General features: G+C 70.2%; 16 protein-coding genes and 4 tRNA genes. 9 read left to right on the forward strand and 11 right to left on the reverse strand.

Translation table 11 applies throughout. The features are described from left to right. Nucleotides 1-185: 185 nt before the first annotated feature. Nucleotides 186-1,598: a phage major capsid protein gene (locus N542_RS0118735; RefSeq protein ID WP_028645240.1), complete on the forward strand. Its 1,413-nt coding sequence runs from the start codon at nt 186-188 to the stop codon at nt 1,596-1,598. A gap of 111 nt (nt 1,599-1,709) precedes the next feature. Next, entirely contained in the window at nt 1,710-3,971 is a 2,262-nt protein-coding gene (locus tag N542_RS0118740; RefSeq protein WP_028645241.1) for a LamG-like jellyroll fold domain-containing protein, read from the forward strand. Between the two features lie 19 nt (nt 3,972-3,990). Here N542_RS0118740 and N542_RS0118745 read toward each other — a convergent pair whose 3' ends face one another. From N542_RS0118745 to N542_RS0118775, 7 genes are all read right to left on the reverse strand, one after another. Further along, nucleotides 3,991-4,146 (reverse strand): hypothetical protein, encoded by a 156-nt coding sequence (locus tag N542_RS0118745; RefSeq protein ID WP_155993215.1) that lies wholly within the window; start codon nt 4,144-4,146, stop codon nt 3,991-3,993. Between the two features lie 33 nt (nt 4,147-4,179). Further along, nucleotides 4,180-4,413, reverse strand: coding sequence for a hypothetical protein (locus N542_RS0118750; RefSeq protein WP_028645243.1), 234 nt, complete (start codon nt 4,411-4,413; stop codon nt 4,180-4,182). Nucleotides 4,414-4,507: 94 nt separating this feature from the next. Beyond that, on the reverse strand, nt 4,508-4,636 hold the full coding sequence (locus N542_RS28335; RefSeq protein ID WP_269319784.1) for a hypothetical protein: 129 nt from the start codon (nt 4,634-4,636) through the stop codon (nt 4,508-4,510). 366 nt (nt 4,637-5,002) lie between these two features. Beyond that, the gene (locus N542_RS27665; protein ID WP_155993217.1) at nt 5,003-5,152 is read right to left on the reverse strand and encodes a hypothetical protein; all 150 of its coding nucleotides are present in this window, start codon (nt 5,150-5,152) and stop codon (nt 5,003-5,005) included. 294 nt (nt 5,153-5,446) lie between these two features. Continuing rightward, a tRNA-Val gene (locus tag N542_RS0118765) sits at nt 5,447-5,521 on the reverse strand. Nucleotides 5,522-5,544: 23 nt separating this feature from the next. Beyond that, nucleotides 5,545-5,618, reverse strand: a tRNA-Cys gene (locus N542_RS0118770). Nucleotides 5,619-5,648: 30 nt separating this feature from the next. Continuing rightward, nucleotides 5,649-5,721: transfer RNA gene (locus N542_RS0118775), tRNA-Gly, on the reverse strand. 145 nt (nt 5,722-5,866) lie between these two features. Here N542_RS0118775 and N542_RS0118780 point away from each other — a divergent pair. Further along, nucleotides 5,867-6,688, forward strand: a complete 822-nt coding sequence (locus N542_RS0118780) for an aminotransferase class IV (RefSeq protein ID WP_028645244.1) — start codon at nt 5,867-5,869, stop codon at nt 6,686-6,688. Here the strand turns inward: N542_RS0118780 and N542_RS0118785 are convergent. Further along, nucleotides 6,677-7,087 carry an SsgA family sporulation/cell division regulator gene (locus tag N542_RS0118785; protein WP_036508736.1) on the reverse strand — a complete coding sequence of 137 codons (411 nt, stop codon included), beginning with the start codon at nt 7,085-7,087 and terminating at the stop codon, nt 6,677-6,679. The two genes, N542_RS0118780 and N542_RS0118785, sit on opposite strands and share 12 nt — an antisense overlap. Nucleotides 7,088-7,197: 110 nt before the next feature. On the opposite strand from N542_RS0118785, the gene N542_RS0118790 reads away from it, so the two are divergent. Further along, nucleotides 7,198-7,269, forward strand: a tRNA-Val gene (locus N542_RS0118790). Between the two features lie 163 nt (nt 7,270-7,432). On the opposite strand, the gene N542_RS0118795 is transcribed toward N542_RS0118790, so the two are convergent. Continuing rightward, entirely contained in the window at nt 7,433-7,891 is a 459-nt protein-coding gene (locus tag N542_RS0118795) for a GNAT family N-acetyltransferase (protein ID WP_028645246.1), read from the reverse strand. Nucleotides 7,892-7,919: 28 nt separating this feature from the next. Between N542_RS0118795 and N542_RS0118800 the strand changes: the two genes are divergently transcribed. The 3 genes from N542_RS0118800 to N542_RS0118810 all read left to right on the forward strand — a co-directional run bounded on the left by N542_RS0118800 (nt 7,920) and on the right by N542_RS0118810 (nt 11,706). Then, entirely contained in the window at nt 7,920-8,615 is a 696-nt protein-coding gene (locus N542_RS0118800) for a hypothetical protein (RefSeq protein ID WP_028645247.1), read from the forward strand. 105 nt (nt 8,616-8,720) lie between these two features. After that, complete coding sequence (thrS, locus tag N542_RS0118805; protein ID WP_028645248.1) at nt 8,721-10,715, forward strand: threonine--tRNA ligase; 1,995 nt, start codon at nt 8,721-8,723, stop codon at nt 10,713-10,715. Between the two features lie 157 nt (nt 10,716-10,872). Further along, complete coding sequence (locus N542_RS0118810) at nt 10,873-11,706, forward strand: hypothetical protein (RefSeq protein ID WP_231482760.1); 834 nt, start codon at nt 10,873-10,875, stop codon at nt 11,704-11,706. Here the strand turns inward: N542_RS0118810 and N542_RS0118815 are convergent. After that, nucleotides 11,672-12,169: a GNAT family N-acetyltransferase gene (locus N542_RS0118815; RefSeq protein ID WP_028645250.1), complete on the reverse strand. Its 498-nt coding sequence runs from the start codon at nt 12,167-12,169 to the stop codon at nt 11,672-11,674. The two genes, N542_RS0118810 and N542_RS0118815, sit on opposite strands and share 35 nt — an antisense overlap. Before the next feature lie 23 nt (nt 12,170-12,192). Between N542_RS0118815 and N542_RS0118820 the strand changes: the two genes are divergently transcribed. Together N542_RS0118820 and N542_RS25615 are read left to right on the forward strand one after the other, a co-directional pair. After that, nucleotides 12,193-12,714 (forward strand): HIT family protein, encoded by a 522-nt coding sequence (locus N542_RS0118820; RefSeq protein ID WP_028645251.1) that lies wholly within the window; start codon nt 12,193-12,195, stop codon nt 12,712-12,714. After that, nucleotides 12,711-13,472, forward strand: a complete 762-nt coding sequence (locus N542_RS25615) for an inositol monophosphatase family protein (protein WP_036508739.1) — start codon at nt 12,711-12,713, stop codon at nt 13,470-13,472. The genes N542_RS0118820 and N542_RS25615 overlap by 4 nt, the downstream gene beginning before the upstream one ends. 11 nt (nt 13,473-13,483) lie before the next feature. Here the strand turns inward: N542_RS25615 and N542_RS26810 are convergent, their stop codons facing one another. Beyond that, a complete protein-coding gene (locus N542_RS26810; RefSeq protein ID WP_028645252.1) occupies nt 13,484-15,166 on the reverse strand; it encodes a SpoIIE family protein phosphatase in 1,683 nt (560 codons plus the stop codon). Between the last annotated feature and the right edge of the window lie 131 nt (nt 15,167-15,297).

Consider the following 15,297-nt stretch of genomic DNA (forward strand, 5'->3'; position numbering starts at 1 on the left):
ATTGCCACACGAGATCAACGCCGGGCAGTGCACCGCACGCCGGCCGTGATGGCCCCTTCCGGGCAGTGCGCCGCACGTCGGACAGGGAAGGCGATCAGCCCGCAGTGGGACGTGAGTGCTCCGCACCGTCTAAATCGCAGCGAGGCGAGACCCCTCCCCGTTCCTGCCCCGAAAGGCTCTCTGACGTGACGACCTCGCGATCTGTACCCGCATCCCTGCCCACCGCTGCCGACCTCGAGCGTGTCCGCAACGAGCTCGAGCCGCGTGCCGTCCGCGCCGACGAAGCGGCGCGGCTGAAGACCCAAGTCATGGACTTCATGAACCACACGCTCGAGAACGCCCACGGTGCCAACGGCACCCTGATGGCCTCCGAGCTGCGGACCTACAACAAGGCCGAGAAGCTCTACGACGAGCTCACCGGCATCCACGACGCAAACGTCACAATCCGGCCGAAGTCGGAAGGCTGGGCGACCGGGCCGGATTCCCGCGACCAGGCGCCGTACGCCGAAGGTAAGCCGCTCGCAAAGGGCCAGACGTTCGACGGCTACATCCGTGCGATGGGCTACACCGAGCCGCCCGAGATCCGTGATGCGCTCGACGACGCCGGCCGTGGCGAGCTGTCGCTGGCCCGATTCGTGCGTGGCGTCTTCCAGAACGAGTGGGACGGTGCGGAGCCGGAGCGTCTTGCGAGCCTCGGAGCGCCCCGAACCACGGGCGCACCGATCGACGCACCGATGAACACCCTCTCGGGTGCGTCGGCCGGCGCCGGTGGCGTCATGCTCCCGACCATCCTCGCCGCTCGTATCGTCGAGCTCGCCCGGAAGCAGACCCGGGTGATGCGGGCCGGTGCGACCACGGTCGTCATGACCAACCGCAAGCTCGACGTACCGCGGTGGTTGACCGACCCGACGATGTCGTGGCGTGCCGAGAACGCGGCAATTGCCTCGTCGGACCCGACGATGGACGTCATCAGTCTCGTCGCAAAGACGCTGGCGGCATACACCAAGGTGTCCCGCGAGCTCGTCGAGGACACCGAGATCGAGGCCCAGCTCGAGTCGGCGTTCGCCGCGTCTCTCGCTCTCAGCATCGACCTGGCCGCTCTGTACGGTGCTGGCACCAGCGTCGAGCCGAAGGGCATCAAGACCGACGCCAACGTCACCAAGACGAGCCTGGCTACGAACGGTGCGACGCCGACGTGGGACAACCTCGTCGATGCCGTCGGTCGGCTCCGTGACCAGAACGAGGAGCCGAACGCGCAGATCATGGCCGACCGAACGCTGCGGTCGCTGTCGAAGGCCAAGGAGAGCGGTACGGGTGCGTACATCACGCCGCCGACCTACCTCGATGGCATCGACCGCCTGACGACCAACCAGGTCCCGGTCAACCTCACCGTCGGCACCAGCAACGACACCTCGGACGTCTTCACGGGGTCTTTCGACCAGCTCTTGATCGGCTTGAGGACTGGCCTCCAGATCACCCTCCTGGAGGAGCGGTTCATGGACTCCGAGGGCGCCTACGCACTGGTGGCCTGGTGGCGCGGTGACATGGCGGTCGCCCGCCCGAAGGCGTTCGACGTCACCACGGGCGTCCGGCCCTGATGAACGGCCGGCCTGGGGAGCGGACGATCCCTAGGCCGGCACTCCACCCGCCCGGCGCTGTCGTCATCCAGCGCCGGGCGGGCCCTCGACCCTCACGAAGGGACCCACGACATGACGGGTCTGCCGACCGTCCAGGTGCTCCTCGACGACGGGACGGGCACCTTCCCGTACGACGTCACGGCGTACGCCCGCAACTACGAGGTCACCCGCGGCCGCCCCAACGAGTTCGACGGGATCCAGCCCTCACAGCTGCGGCTGCTGCTCGAGAACAAGGACGGTCGCTTCACCCTCGGCGACCCGACGTACGGCTGCCGCACCGACCAGGCGATCCGGGTCCTCGAGCGGTTCCCGACGGTCGCGAACACCAACCTGCTCAGCGCGGCCGCGGCCTCGTTCGAGTCCGGTGTCGGCAGCTGGTCGTCGGGCGGCTCCGTGCTACCCACGCGTGCCGTGTCCCTGCTGCACCCGGTCGACGGCGTGCAGTCGATGCTCGTCACATGGGGCACCGCCGGCACCCTGCCGTTGGTCTCGACGGTCGCGACCGGCCTGACGATCGGGAAGACCTACACGTACAGCGCGTACGTGTGGGTGCCGACCGGTAGCCCTGGGATCCTGCTGTCCGCCGTTGGTGGGTTCAGCTCGGTTACCAACGTCAAGGACACGACGGTCCGGCTGACGCGCACCTTCGTCGCTACCGCAACCTCGCACTCGCTGCAGGTCTGGCCGGCGACCGCGCCGACCGCCGGGCAGACGGTTTACGTCGACGCCGTGATGCTCAACGAGGGCAGCGTCGCCGGCGACTTCAACATCCTGACCCCGCTGACCCGGGCCCGGTTCACCGGGTACGTTGACGACTGGCCGCTCGAGTGGTCCGACGCGACGGGGCAGATGGCCATGTGTCAGGTCACGGCACGCGACCGGCGTGCCCGGTTCGACCGACGGAAGCTCCGGTCGACGCTCGAGCAGGAGATCCTTCTCGACGCCCCGGTCGCGTACTACACGCTCGGTGAGCCCACAGGGGCGACTGCGGCTGGGGAGACGTCGGGGCGCGGTGGCGCACTGCTCACCCAGGCCGGCACGGGCACCGCGGTCGCGTTCGGTGCGGGCACTGGTCCCGGTATCGAGCCGCTCCCGGCTCCCGGCTTCGCTGGCAGGAAGTACCTGGCGGGTGGCTCGGTGACGTTCACGGCAGGGGAGTCTGTGACCCTGGGGTGCTGGTTCCGGTCGACGACTTCGAGCGTCACGTTGCTCCGTGTCGCTGGTTGGGAGCTGGGCCTGGACTCGGCCGGCAACCTCTACGGTTTCGGCCGCGGCACGGCGTACGGCGCCGGCGGCACCGACCTGACGGATGGCCAGCTGCACTTCGCCGTGCTGACGTGCACCCCGACGTCGCTGAAGGTCTACCAGGACGGGGTCCTGGCCGCCTCTGTGTCGGGCGGTGGGTTGACGACGACCTCCCACATCACTGTCGGGGGCTCGGAGCTCAGCGGGGCGATCACGGTCACCGGCGTCATCGCCCATGCCTTCTACTGCGTCCAGGCGCTGAGTGGTGCGCGGGTCGCCGAGCACTACGCGGCCGGGTCGACCGGTTTCGAGGATGAGTCTTCGGACTCGAGGGTCGCCCGCCTGGCGTCGTACGCCGGGCTCACCGTCGCGGACCTGAACCTCGAGGCGGGTGTCCTCGAGTCGATGCCGGTGGTCCCGATCTCCGGGTCGACTGTCGGCGGAGCCATGGACGACGTCATCACCGCGGAGGGTGGGACGCTGTTCTTCGCGGGTGACGGCAAGCTGACGATGCAGAACCGTAACCACCGGGTCATCACCGCGACCAGCACGGCGCAGATCGCCCTCGACTCGGGCGACGTCGACCCTGGGGACTTCACCATCAGCGGTGACAAGACGTACCTGCAGAACTACATCACCGGCTCACGGGACCAGGGCGCCACACAGATCGTGTCCGACCAGGCGTCGATCGACCGGCACGAGCAGTACCCGGAGGAACTCACAAACCTCCATGTGAACACCGACGCCGAGGTGCTCAGCCGGATCCAGTGGCAGGTCTACAAGTACAGCGAGGTGAAGCCGCGGATCGCGTCGGCCACCATCGACCTCACCTCGCTGCCACTGGCGACGGTGTACGCCGTCTTCGCTTCCGAGCTCGGCGACCGGCTGACGATCGCGAACCTCCCCAGCCAGCGGCCCTCGGCCTTCGTCCCCGCCGACCTGCTCGTCGAGGGCACGGTCGAGAAGGTCGACATCGACGGGGGCTGGTCGGTCACGGTCAACACCGCGCCGGCCGACCTCTTCCAGGCGTTCATCCTCGACGACCCCGTCTGGGGCGTCCTCGACTCCACCACCCCGCTCTACTACTGAGCGCGGCCGACGTCAGTCGTCAGCCGTCCCGCAGGGCGTCAATCTCACGAGCGAGCCGCACGATCAGCTGGGACTGCATCCCGAGCGCGACCGCCATCGCTTCGATCTTGGTGTCCAGGCCCGGCTTGCGGATGCTCTCGAGGAACTCGATCTGCGCGAGCTCGGCATCCGTCAACAGGGCGTCGTCTGGTTCATGATCAGCCATTGCTCAGCGCAGCTCGATCTGGAATGGCTTGTTCTCCTCGATGGAGCGCGTGTAGTCGTCGAGGTCGCCGGTCATGTTGACCCCGATCCTCGCGAAGGCGGTCCGCGCCGGCTCGACGATGGTGTCGGCGGGCTGGCCGGTGTATCTGGCTCGGAGCTCCTTGTCGATGGCCTCGATCTTGCTCGCGATGCCAGCGAAGAGGTTGTTGATGCCCTGAGGGTTCGGTGTGAAGTTCATACATGCCGACCGTACGGACCGGGCAGGCCGATAGTGGTAGACGCGCCGACGGCCTGCCGGGCCACCCGGCAGGCACGGACCTTGCCGAGGTCTGTTACGCCGATTCGACCTCGCCGTAGAAGACCTCGGCGATGTTCGGTACCGCGTCGATCATGTTGTCCTTGTAGGGCGCGCCGGTCAGCTCGCGACGGCCCGTGACAGCGGTGGCGGGTCGATGAGCCATCGGGTCGACCAGATGTGGTCGTTGCCGCAGAGGTACTCGCCGGTTGCCTGCGGACCGTTGAGGCGCACGGTGGTGTCGGCTGGCAGACCGCCGCACAGCGGGCAGGTCGGCCCGGCTGGTGGTGGCCCGATGGGGGTGTCTAGATTGGGCATAAGTCGGTCGTTCCTTCTCCGGCGAGGCCCCCGCCGGACTCTCACCTCCGGACGGGGGCCGACTTGTGTGGTCGTTCCCTCCAATGAGGGGAACACACTGAGCCGACAAACCAATAGCCTGTTATCCACAGGCCCTGTGGATAACCCCTACTTTGCGCTCAGATCGTGAGCGAAATTTCTGTCTTTCACCCACACGTGGTCCACACAGGCTGGTTTATGCCGGCTGCGCTTCCAGCCACTCGGCGGCCTGGACGAGCGCGTTGGCCAGTGAGCGGAGCTCGGCCGCTACTTCCTCGCGACTGCCGACGTACGGCTCGGTGTGGTTGACCTCGGCGTACCAGCCGCCGCGGTCGATGAGGCTCAAGTGCAGCTCCTGGCCGCCTACAGGCGAGAAGTGCACTCGAGGTGATCCCGTGGCCACCTCGAGTGGGTCGTGGTCGCGGGGGAGCGTGCACCACTCGGGGCATGCATTTGCTGGCTGGGTGGTCGATGATGTGGCCATGGTTCTGGTGCTCCTTGTCAGCACTGGTTCCTAGGCCTCGTCGGGTGCTCCTACACCTGGCGGGGCCGCTTCATGTTCCGGAACCGGCAACGTGGCACATACATGGCACGAGGCCGGTCCCATTGCTGGAAACCGGCCTCTGACCTGCATTAATGCTGGTGGGCGATACTGGGTTTGAACCAGTGACCTCTTCCGTGTCAGGGAAGCGCGCTACCGCTGCGCCAATCGCCCAGGTCTTGAATTGTGGGACTGCATGGAGGTGGGTACGGGATTTGAACCCGTGTACACGGATTTGCAGTCCGTTGCCTCGCCTCTCGGCCAACCCACCATGAGGCAAAACCAGAGAGGAACCTCTCCGAGCGGACAACGAGACTCGAACTCGCGACCTCAACCTTGGCAAGGTTGCGCTCTACCAACTGAGCTATGTCCGCCTGCGCACCAGCTCCGGTCTCCCGGTTGGCGTGCGTGAGAACAGTAGCCGATGCCCCAGGGCACGCAAAATCCGGTCCCCCCGGGCGCGTTGCGAGACGTGTGGGGTGCCCGGGACGGGTGTGCCGCGACGCCTAGGGTGGCCCCATGCGTGCGTGGATCAACGGTGACCTCCTGCCCGACGCGAGCGCCCCGGCGGTCTCCGTCGCCGATCACGGGCTCACCGTGGGTGACGGGGTCTTCGAGGCGATCAAGGTCGTCGAGGGGCTGCCGTTCGCTCTCGACCTCCATCTCGCCCGGCTGCAGCGGTCCGCCGCGGGGCTCGGCCTCGAGGGTGTCGACGAGGCCGTCGTACGCCGCGGGATCGCCGCCGTGCTCGACGGTGCGGACCTGCCGCTGGGACGGATCCGGATCACCGTGACCGGGGGACCGGCGCCGATGGGCTCGGGTCGTGGCGACGCGCCGCCCACCGTCGTGGTCGTCGCCGACGCGATGAAGCCGTGGCCCCAGTCCACGGCGGTCGCCACGGTGCCGTGGCCGCGCAACGAGCGCGGCGCCCTGGCCGGCCTCAAGACCACGTCGTACGCCGAGAACGTCGTCGCCCTGGCGGAGGCGCACCGGCGCGGAGCGAGCGAGGCGATCTTCGCCAACCTCGCGGGCCACCTGTGCGAGGGCACCGGCTCCAACGTCTTCTACGTCGTCGACGGCGAGCTCCGCACGCCCACGCTCGCCAGCGGCTGCCTGGCCGGGGTCACCCGAGCGCTGATCCTGGAGTGGTACGGCGGCCGCGAGGTCGACGAGCCGATCGAGGTCGTGCAGCGGGCCAGCGAGATCTTTTTGGCGTCGACGACCCGCGACGTGCAGGCCGTGGCCCGCTGGGACGAGCGCGAGCTGCCGGCGCCGGGCCCGGTCACGACCGAGGTGGCGGCGCTGTGGGACAAGCGGGAGCCGGAGCTGCTAGCGCTCTGAGCGGCTGAGTGCCTCGATCATCAGGTCGAGGTCGATCGACTCGGTGCCCTCCGGCACGACGGCGAGGGTGCGACCGAGGAACGCACCCAGCTCGCGCGTCGGGAGCTGGGTGACCAGGCGCCCGTTCGGTGAGCGGAGCTCGAGGACGACCGCGGCCCGGCCGTACTCGTCGATGCTCGGCGAGAGCTGCACGTCCCCCTCGCCGACGGGGTCGGTCATGCCGTGCAGCAGCAGGTCGCGGCCGATCAGCCAGCGCACCGTCCCGGAGGCCTGGCCGAAGGAGACCTCGACCGCCCACGGGTCTGCGGGGTCGTAGCCGAGGACCGCGGCCAGGTCGACGCTGCGGCCGTGGGAGTCGAGGCACTGGAGCGCGACGGGCTGCGTGAGGGTCGATGACATGGGCTGGTGGGGCACGTAGGGGAGACGGGCGAGCCATCGGGTCGTGACGCCGACCCTCCCGAATGTGAGCGGTCCGCGTCGGTAGGCTAGAGTCTGCGACCGCAACAGACGGGCGATTGGCGCAGTGGTAGCGCGCTTCGTTCACACCGAAGAGGTCACTGGTTCGAACCCAGTATCGCCCACCGAAACGGGGCCGCACCCACAGGGTGCGGCCCCTTTTGCTTGCTGTCGCGGAGGTAGCGCGGCTCTGCCGTTGACACCGAAGAGGTCACTGGTTCGAACCCAGTATCGCCCACCGAAAAGGGGCCGCACTCACAGGGTGCGGCCCCTTTTGCTTGCCCGCGGTCAGTCCAGGGCGAGCGTCATGTAGCGGCTGTTCGGGTCGAGCGCGTAGTCGCCGAAGGGCTCGCAGTCGACGAAGCCGTGCCGCAGGTAGAGCCGGTGGGCGGCGGCGAAGAAGTCCTGGGTCCCGGTCTCGAGGCTGACCCGTCGTACGCCGCGGGACCTGGCCTCGGCGAGCAGCCGGACGAGGATCGCGCTGGCGACCCCGCGGCCGCGAGCGGCGTCGCTCGTCCGCATCGCCTTGAGCTCGCCGTGGTCGGCCGAGAGCCGCTTGAGGGCGCCGCAGCCGAGGAGGACGCCGGTGTCGCGCGCGGTGAGGAAGGTGACCGACGGGTCGGCGAGCGCGTCGACGTCGAGCGCGTGCACGCTCTCCGGTGGGGAGGTCGCGTGCATGTCGGCGAGGTGATCGGCCAGCAGCGCCACGACGTCGTCGCGTCGGGGATCATCGAAAAGCACGTCCACGGACGCGACCCTAGGCCTAGCCTGAGGCATGCGTCGGACCACCTGCCTCACCATGCTCCTGGCCGTGATCATGACCACCGTCGGCCTCGTGCCGGTCCCGGCGCAGGCCGCGACCCCGCTCACCGGACGCCTGATCTTCGCGACCGGTGGGTCCGGACCGGCCACCGGCGTGAAGGTGCGGCTCCGCACGGTCACCTCCGACGGCCCCGGCACGATCGTGGACTCCGACCTGACCAGCTCGGAGGGCACGTTCTCCCTCGACGCGGGTGCGTCGCCCGACGACGAGTACTACGTGCAGGTGGTCGCCGGGCGGTTCCAGGGCGGGTACGTCGGCGGCTCGCCGAAGTACGTCCAGCCCGGGACGGCGTACGCCGTGACGTACGCCCCGCACGCCGCCCTCGGCACGATCCGCGCCAACCCGGCGTACATCCGCGGGGTCGTGGTCAACGCCAAGACCAAGAAGCCGGTCAGCGGCATCAAGGTGGCCGCCCGAAGCAAGAACGACGGCTGGCAGCTCGAGGGGACCGACTACACCAACCGGGCCGGGATCTTCGTGATCCGCGGCATCGAGTGCGAGGACGACTGCTACCTGCGGATCAACGGTGCGCCCAAGGGCTACGAGGTCGGCTACCGCGCCTGCAACGGCTCCGTGGTGGCGTCGTGGGAGGACGCCTGCGCGTCGCCGATCGGCAGCATCGGCAAGGTCCGGCTCCAGAAGAGCTGACCTCCGGACCCGCGGAGGCAGAACTGCCGCGCGGACAGCACCGGCTCCTCGATACGATCGACCCTTCCGGCGCACGCCGGCACTCGACCTCACCTAGGAGCACCCGTGTCCGACCTCAAGATCGTCCTCGCCCACGCCGACGCGCGTGAGGACCGGACGGTCACGACGGGCAACAAGGCCTGGGAGCTCTTCGCCGACGACACCTCCGTGATCGCGGGGCGTGTCAACGGCGACCTCAAGGACCTGGCCTACGAGCTCCGGGACGGCGACGTCGTCGAGGGCGTGGCGATCGACAGCGTCGACGGCCACAACATCCTGCGGCACTCGACCGCGCACGTGATGGCCCAGGCCGTGCAGCAGCTCTTCCCGGACGCCAAGCTCGGCATCGGCCCGCCGATCCAGGACGGCTTCTACTACGACTTCGACGTCGAGACCCCCTTCGTGCCCGACGACCTCGTGAAGATCGAGACCGCGATGCGCAAGATCATCAAGGAGGGTCAGCGCTTCGAGCGCCGGGTCGTCAGCGACCACGACGCGATCCACGAGCTCCAGGACGAGCCGTACAAGATCGAGCTGATCGGCCTCAAGGGGTCGGGGAAGTCCGACGACGCGGCCGAGGGCGCGAGCGTCGAGGTCGGCGCCGGCGAGCTGACCATCTACGACAACGTCAACCGCAAGGGCGAGACCGCGTGGAGCGACCTGTGCCGCGGCCCGCACCTGCCCACCACCAAGCGGATCCCGGCCTTCAAGCTGATGCGGAGCGCGGCGGCGTACTGGCGTGGCGACGAGAAGAACAAGCAGCTCCAGCGCATCTACGGCACCGCGTGGGAGTCCAAGGAGGCGCTCGAGGAGCACCTGCACCGGATCGAGGAGGCCGAGCGTCGCGACCACCGCAAGCTCGGGCGGGACCTCGATCTCTTCAGCTTCCCCGACGAGATCGGCTCGGGCCTGCCGGTCTTCCATCCCAAGGGTGGCGTGATCAAGCGGGAGATGGAGGACTACGTCCGCCGGCGGCACATCGAGGAGGGCTTCGAGTACGTCGGCACCCCGCACATCGCCAAGGAGGGGCTGTTCTACACCTCCGGCCACCTGCCCTACTACGGCGAGGGGATGTTCCCGGCGCTGGACGTCGACGGCATGGACTACCGCCTCAAGGCGATGAACTGCCCGATGCACAACCTCATCTTCCGGTCTCGCCAGCGCTCCTACCGCGAGCTGCCGCTGCGGCTCTTCGAGTTCGGGTCGGTCTACCGGCACGAGAAGTCCGGCGTCATCCACGGCCTGACCCGGGTGCGTGGCTTCGCGCAGGACGACTCGCACTCCTACGTCACCAAGGAGCAGGCACCCGGGGAGATCAAGCACCTCCTCGAGTTCTGCCTCGGGCTCTTCCGCGACTTCGGCCTCGACGACTTCTACCTCGAGCTGTCCACCCGTGACGACTCCAAGCCGGACAAGTTCATCGGGTCCGACGAGGACTGGGAGATCGCGACCAAGGTGCTGGAGGACGTCTGCATCGAGTCGGGACTCGAGCTCGTCCCCGACCCGGGCGGGGCGGCGTACTACGGGCCCAAGGTCTCGGTGCAGGCCCGCGACGCCATCGGCCGCACCTGGCAGATGTCGACGATCCAGTACGACTTCAACCAGCCCTCGGCCGACCGCTTCAACCTCGAGTACGTCGCCTCCGACGGCACCCGTCAGCAGCCGGTGATGATCCACTCGGCCAAGTTCGGCTCGATCGAGCGGTTCATCGGAGTGCTCGTCGAGCACTACGCCGGCGCCTTCCCCCCGTGGCTGGCGCCGGTGCAGGTGCAGGCGATCCCGGTCGCCGACACCTTCTCCGACTACCTGTACGACGTCGCGAAGCAGATGAAGGCGCAGGGCCTGCGGGTCGAGGTCGACGACTCCGACGACCGGATGCAGAAGAAGATCCGCAACGCGCAGCTGCAGAAGGTGCCGTTCATGATGATCGCCGGCGCCGACGACGTGGCCGCGGGTGCGGTCTCCTTCCGCTACCGCGACGGCCGTCAGGACAACGGCGTGCCGATCGCCGAGGCGATCCAGCGGGTCGTCGACGCGGTCGCGTCGCGCGAGCAGGTCTGAGCCCGGCATCGTGAGGCGGCGCGGCGCGGCCCTGGTGGTCGCGGCCGCGCTGCTCACGGGCTGCGCCTCAGGTAGCGGGTCCTCGGAATCGGCCGTCGTGCCGTCGACGCCGGCCTCGTCACCCTCGTCACCCGCGAGCCCCCGGCCGACCGCGGTCGTGACGCCGACGGCGGACGCCGACACCGCGCGGCTCCAGGCGCTGGCGCAGCTGGCCGAGGACCAGGCAGCGGCGCTGCCCAGCGCATCGGCGGCGCCGACCGTCAGCGCCGACCAGCCCGTGCTCGGCGGCGACATCAGCTGGCCGCAGTGCCCGAAGGGGATGGGCATCCCGCAGCGTCGGACACTGGGGCTGCCGATGCCGCTGCCGGACGCGGCGTACGTCGTGGTGGGACTGACCAACGGGCCGGGCTTCACGGCCAACCCGTGCCTCGCCTCGCAGGTCGACTGGATCCGGGAGCGCCACCTGCTCGCCTCGGCGTACGCCGTCGTGAGCCAGCCGGACGCGGAGGACCTGCGGGAGCACGGCGACCGCGGACCGTTCGACGGCACGACGGACCTCGGCGCCCTCGCCAACACGGGCTACCAGCAGGCGCTCGCCAACGTCGCCACGATGCGCGGCGCCGGCCTCGGCAGCCCGATCGTCTGGATGGACGTCGAGCACGTGCCCGACTTCGAGTGGAGCAGCGACCTCGAGTCCAACGGCGCGGTGGTGCAGGGCGCGGCCCGCGGCTACGTCGATGCCGGCTACGAGGTCGGCGTCTACTCCACGCCGTACCTCTGGCGGGCGGTCGTCGGCGACCTCGCGCTGCAGCTGCCGGAGTGGCGCGCGGCGGGGCAGAGCTCGCGGGTGGAGGCGCTCTCCCGGTGCGGTGACGACTGGCAGATCCAGGGCGGGCCGGCCGTGCTCGGGCAGTGGGTCGCGGGCCGGCGCGACCTCGACGTCACCTGCCCGGGGATCACCGACCTGGGGCGCTGGTTCCGCCAATACTGACGGCCTTCTCGTAGCGACGGCACGGCGAGACGTACGTCGTCCCGCCGGCGCTGACCTCGTAGGGCAGGTCACCGGCGTCGCGCCACCCGTGCTTCTCGTAGAACGCCCGCGCCCGGGCGTTGCCGACCACGACCGCCAGCCAGACGACGTCGTGCCCCGCGGCCGCGAGCCGGTCCTCGGCCGCGGCCAGCAGCGGAGCGGCGACGCCGGTGCCGTGGCTGCGCGGGTCGACGAAGACCTGCTCCACCTCGTCGCCCGCGACCATCGTGAATCCGACGATCTTGCCGTCGACCTCGGCCACCGTCGTGTCCGCGACGCGGGCCGGCGTGCGTGCGTGGAAGGCCTCCAGCGTGCGGGCCGCGGTGAGGCCCTCGGGCACGTGTCCGGCGTGCCCGACGTGCCACGCGCGGTGCCAGATGTCGGCGACGACCGCCATGTCGTCGGGTCGGGCGGGACGGATCATGGACTCACCCTAGGGTTGGTGCCATGAGCGATCCGGCGGGGCACCAGCGTGACGGCTTCGAGGGCTTCGACCGGCTCTGGACCCCGCACCGGATGGCGTACGTCGCGCCGGGCCGGCCGACCGACGGCGGCTGTCCCTTCTGCGCGATGGGGGAGCAGCCGCTCGAGGAGAGCCTGGTCGTGCACCGCGGCGAGACCTGCTTCGCGGTGCTCAACCTGCACCCCTACAACCCCGGGCACATGATGGTGCTCCCACACCGGCACGTGGCCCAGCTCGAGGACCTGACGACCGAGGAGGTCACCGAGCTGATGACGACCACGCAGGAGGCCGTCCGGGCCCTGCGCGAGGTCAGCGGTCCGCACGCCTTCAACGTCGGTCTCAACCTCGGCGGGATCGCGGGCGGCTCGCTCTCGCAGCACCTGCACCAGCACGTCGTGCCGCGCTGGTCGGGGGACTCGAACTTCATCACCGTCCTGGGCGGCACCAAGACCCTGCCGCAGCTGCTCGGCGACACCCGCGCGCTCCTCGCGGAGGCGTGGCAGTGACGCTGCACGACGACGCGGCCCTCGCCGTACGACTGGTGCGCGAGGCGGGTGCGCTCGCCCACCGGATGCGCGCGGGCGGGCTGGCCGCCGAGCGCAAGACGTCGATCTCCGACGTCGTCACGGCTGCGGACCACGCAGCGGAGCGGCTCGTGGTCGACACCCTGGCGACCGAGCGCCCGACCGACGGCGTGCTGGGGGAGGAGGGTGCCGACCGGGCGGGGACGACCGGCCGCACGTGGGTCATCGATCCCGTCGACGGCACCTACAACTTCGTGTCCGGGCTGGACTGGTGGTGCTCGGCCCTCGCGCTCACCGACGGAGACGACCTGGTCCTGGGCGCGGTCTACCACCCCGCCACCGACCGCGCGTTCGTCGGCGGGCCGGACCTGCCGACCACGGTCAACGGCGCACCGCTGCCGCGGCTCGTCGACCGCCCCCTCGCGGAGGGCTGCCTCACCACCTACCTCCACCCGCCGTCGTACGACGGGGAGGTCGGCGCGGCCTTCGCCCGGATGGTCCGCGGGGCCGCGACGCTCCGGATGCTCGGGTCGGCCTCGATGGACGCCACCGCGATCGCCTCCGGCGAGCTGCACGTGCGGTGCCAGCACTCTCTCCCGGCGTGGGACGACCTGCCCGGCGCCGCCCTCATCCTCGGCGCCGGAGGCGCCACGGTCCGGGTCGAGGCCGCCGGGGTCAGCTGGACCGCGGCCGGGGTGCCGACCGCGGTCGCCGACGTCGCGGCCGCGCTCGCGGAGTAGGCCTCCGGCAGTCAGCGCAGGCGCGCGGCGACGACGGTGACGTCGTCGTGCATGCGCTGGTCGGCGAGCTGCGCCACGCCGGCCACCAGCTCCTCCAGCGGGCGGTCGGCGAGGTCGGCGACCCGCCGGCGCAGCCGCGCGATGCCCTCGTCGATGTCGTGGTCCCGCGACTCGACGACGCCGTCGGTGACCAGGACGACGACGCAGCCCGGCTCCACGGCGACCGTCGTGGCCGCACGCCGCAGCAGCGGCACGACGCCCAGCGGGACACCGGAGTCCTGCCCGATCAGCTCCGTGGTCCCGTCGGCCCGCAGCAGGACGAGCGGCACGTGACCGGCGTTGGCGAGCTCCAGCGTCCCGGCCGCCGCATCCACGAGCACGGCGGCTGCGGTCACGAACTGGTCCGGCGCATCGCGCGCCATCAGCTCGTCGGCCGCCTCCAGCAGGGCGGCCGGTGCCGGCTCCACCGTCAGCAGGCCGCGGATGCCGGCTCGCGCGTGGATCATCGTGGTGGCCGCCCGGACACCTCGGCCCATCACGTCGCCCACCACCAGCACCACGCCGCCGGTCGCGGTGCCCACGGCGTCGTACCAGTCCCCGCCCACGTGCTCGAGATCGTCGCCTCCCGGTGCGTAGAACGCGGCCGTCTCGAAACGGTCCAGCTCGGGCAGCGGGCTGGGCGCCAGGCTGAACTGGAGCTCCTCGGAGATCGCCGTCGTGTGGCGGAAGAGCTCGGCGCGCTCCTCGGCGATCCGCCGCTGCGAGGCGAGGGTGTCGAGCAGCTGCGCGTCCTCCTGCGAGAGCGCCTGGTCCGTGCCGACGATCGCACGCACCTCCACGAGGCTGGCCTCGTGGACCGCGGCGACCTGGTCGGGCGTCACCGCCTGCGAGAAGTCGGCGGTGACCCGCTGCAGCAGCAGCGCCCGGGCGGCAGCGTCGTCCTGCCGCTGCTGCATCCGGATGCGCTCGGTCACGTCCTGCAGGCAGCCGATGGTCCCGACCGGGCCCCCGTCGGCGCCGACGAGCACCTTGCCGTGCGCCTCGATCCACCTGATCCGGCCGTCGGGGCGCAGGATCCGGTTGCGCAGGACGTAGGTGCCGCGCTCCTCGAGCGCACGCTGCACGACCGCGATCGTCTCCTCCCGGTCGTCCGGGTGGATGGTGGCGACCCAGGCGTCCCAGGTGCCCTCGAAGGTGCCGGGAGCAAGCCCGTAGATCCGGTGCATCTGGTCGTCCCAGACGTTGGAGCCGTCGAGGGCGTTCCAGTGCCAGGTGCCGAGCTCGGCCGCCGCGTGCGCCAGCCGCAGCCGCTGCTCGCTCTCGGCGGCCTCGGCCTGCGCCCGGCGGGTCTCCGTCATGTCCTCGAGCACGGCGATGGCGCCGACCACGGCACCGGCGTCGTCACAGATCGGGTTGACCGTGGCCGCGGCGAGCATGCTGCCGCCGCCGACGTGCTGGATGGTCAGGTCGCCGTGCCAGCGTGCGCCGCTCAGGATGTCCGGCAGCATCGGAGCCTCGCCGGGCCCGAGACCGACCAGGTCCAGCACGTGGGTGCCGATCAGCTCGTCGCTGCCCAGCCCGAAGAGCTCCGTGGCCGCGTCGTTCGTGAAGGTGATGATGCCGATCTCATCGGTCGCGAGCACGCTCAGGCTGAGGGCGTGGAGCAGACGCCGCTCGTCGGTCTCGCGCGTCACGTCTTCCTCCCCTGGTCGCTCGGCTGGGTGGGCTCAGTATGTACAGCCGTCGCACCCGGCGCGACGCATTGCCACGCGTGTTCGGAGCGGGGCGTACGGCGGCTCCGCCCGCGCCACCCACGGAGGGTCAG

The organism is Nocardioides sp. URHA0020 (assembly GCF_000620705.1).
Classification (GTDB): domain Bacteria; phylum Actinomycetota; class Actinomycetes; order Propionibacteriales; family Nocardioidaceae; genus Nocardioides.

Bases quoted from the DNA above. Each gene is read 5' to 3' on its own strand.
- N542_RS0118800 (WP_028645247.1), top strand. From the start codon at position 7,920: ATGCGTCGGACCACCTGCCTCACCATGCTCCTGGCCGTGATCATGACC.
- N542_RS0118785 (WP_036508736.1), bottom strand. From the start codon at position 7,087: ATGTCATCGACCCTCACGCAGCCCGTCGCGCTCCAGTGCCTCGACTCC.
- N542_RS0118780 (WP_028645244.1), top strand. From the start codon at position 5,867: ATGCGTGCGTGGATCAACGGTGACCTCCTGCCCGACGCGAGCGCCCCG.
- N542_RS0118820 (WP_028645251.1), top strand. From the start codon at position 12,193: ATGAGCGATCCGGCGGGGCACCAGCGTGACGGCTTCGAGGGCTTCGAC.
- N542_RS0118750 (WP_028645243.1), bottom strand. From the start codon at position 4,413: ATGAACTTCACACCGAACCCTCAGGGCATCAACAACCTCTTCGCTGGC.
- N542_RS28335 (WP_269319784.1), bottom strand. From the start codon at position 4,636: ATGGCTCATCGACCCGCCACCGCTGTCACGGGCCGTCGCGAGCTGACC.
- N542_RS0118740 (WP_028645241.1), top strand. From the start codon at position 1,710: ATGACGGGTCTGCCGACCGTCCAGGTGCTCCTCGACGACGGGACGGGC.
- N542_RS0118815 (WP_028645250.1), bottom strand. From the start codon at position 12,169: ATGATCCGTCCCGCCCGACCCGACGACATGGCGGTCGTCGCCGACATC.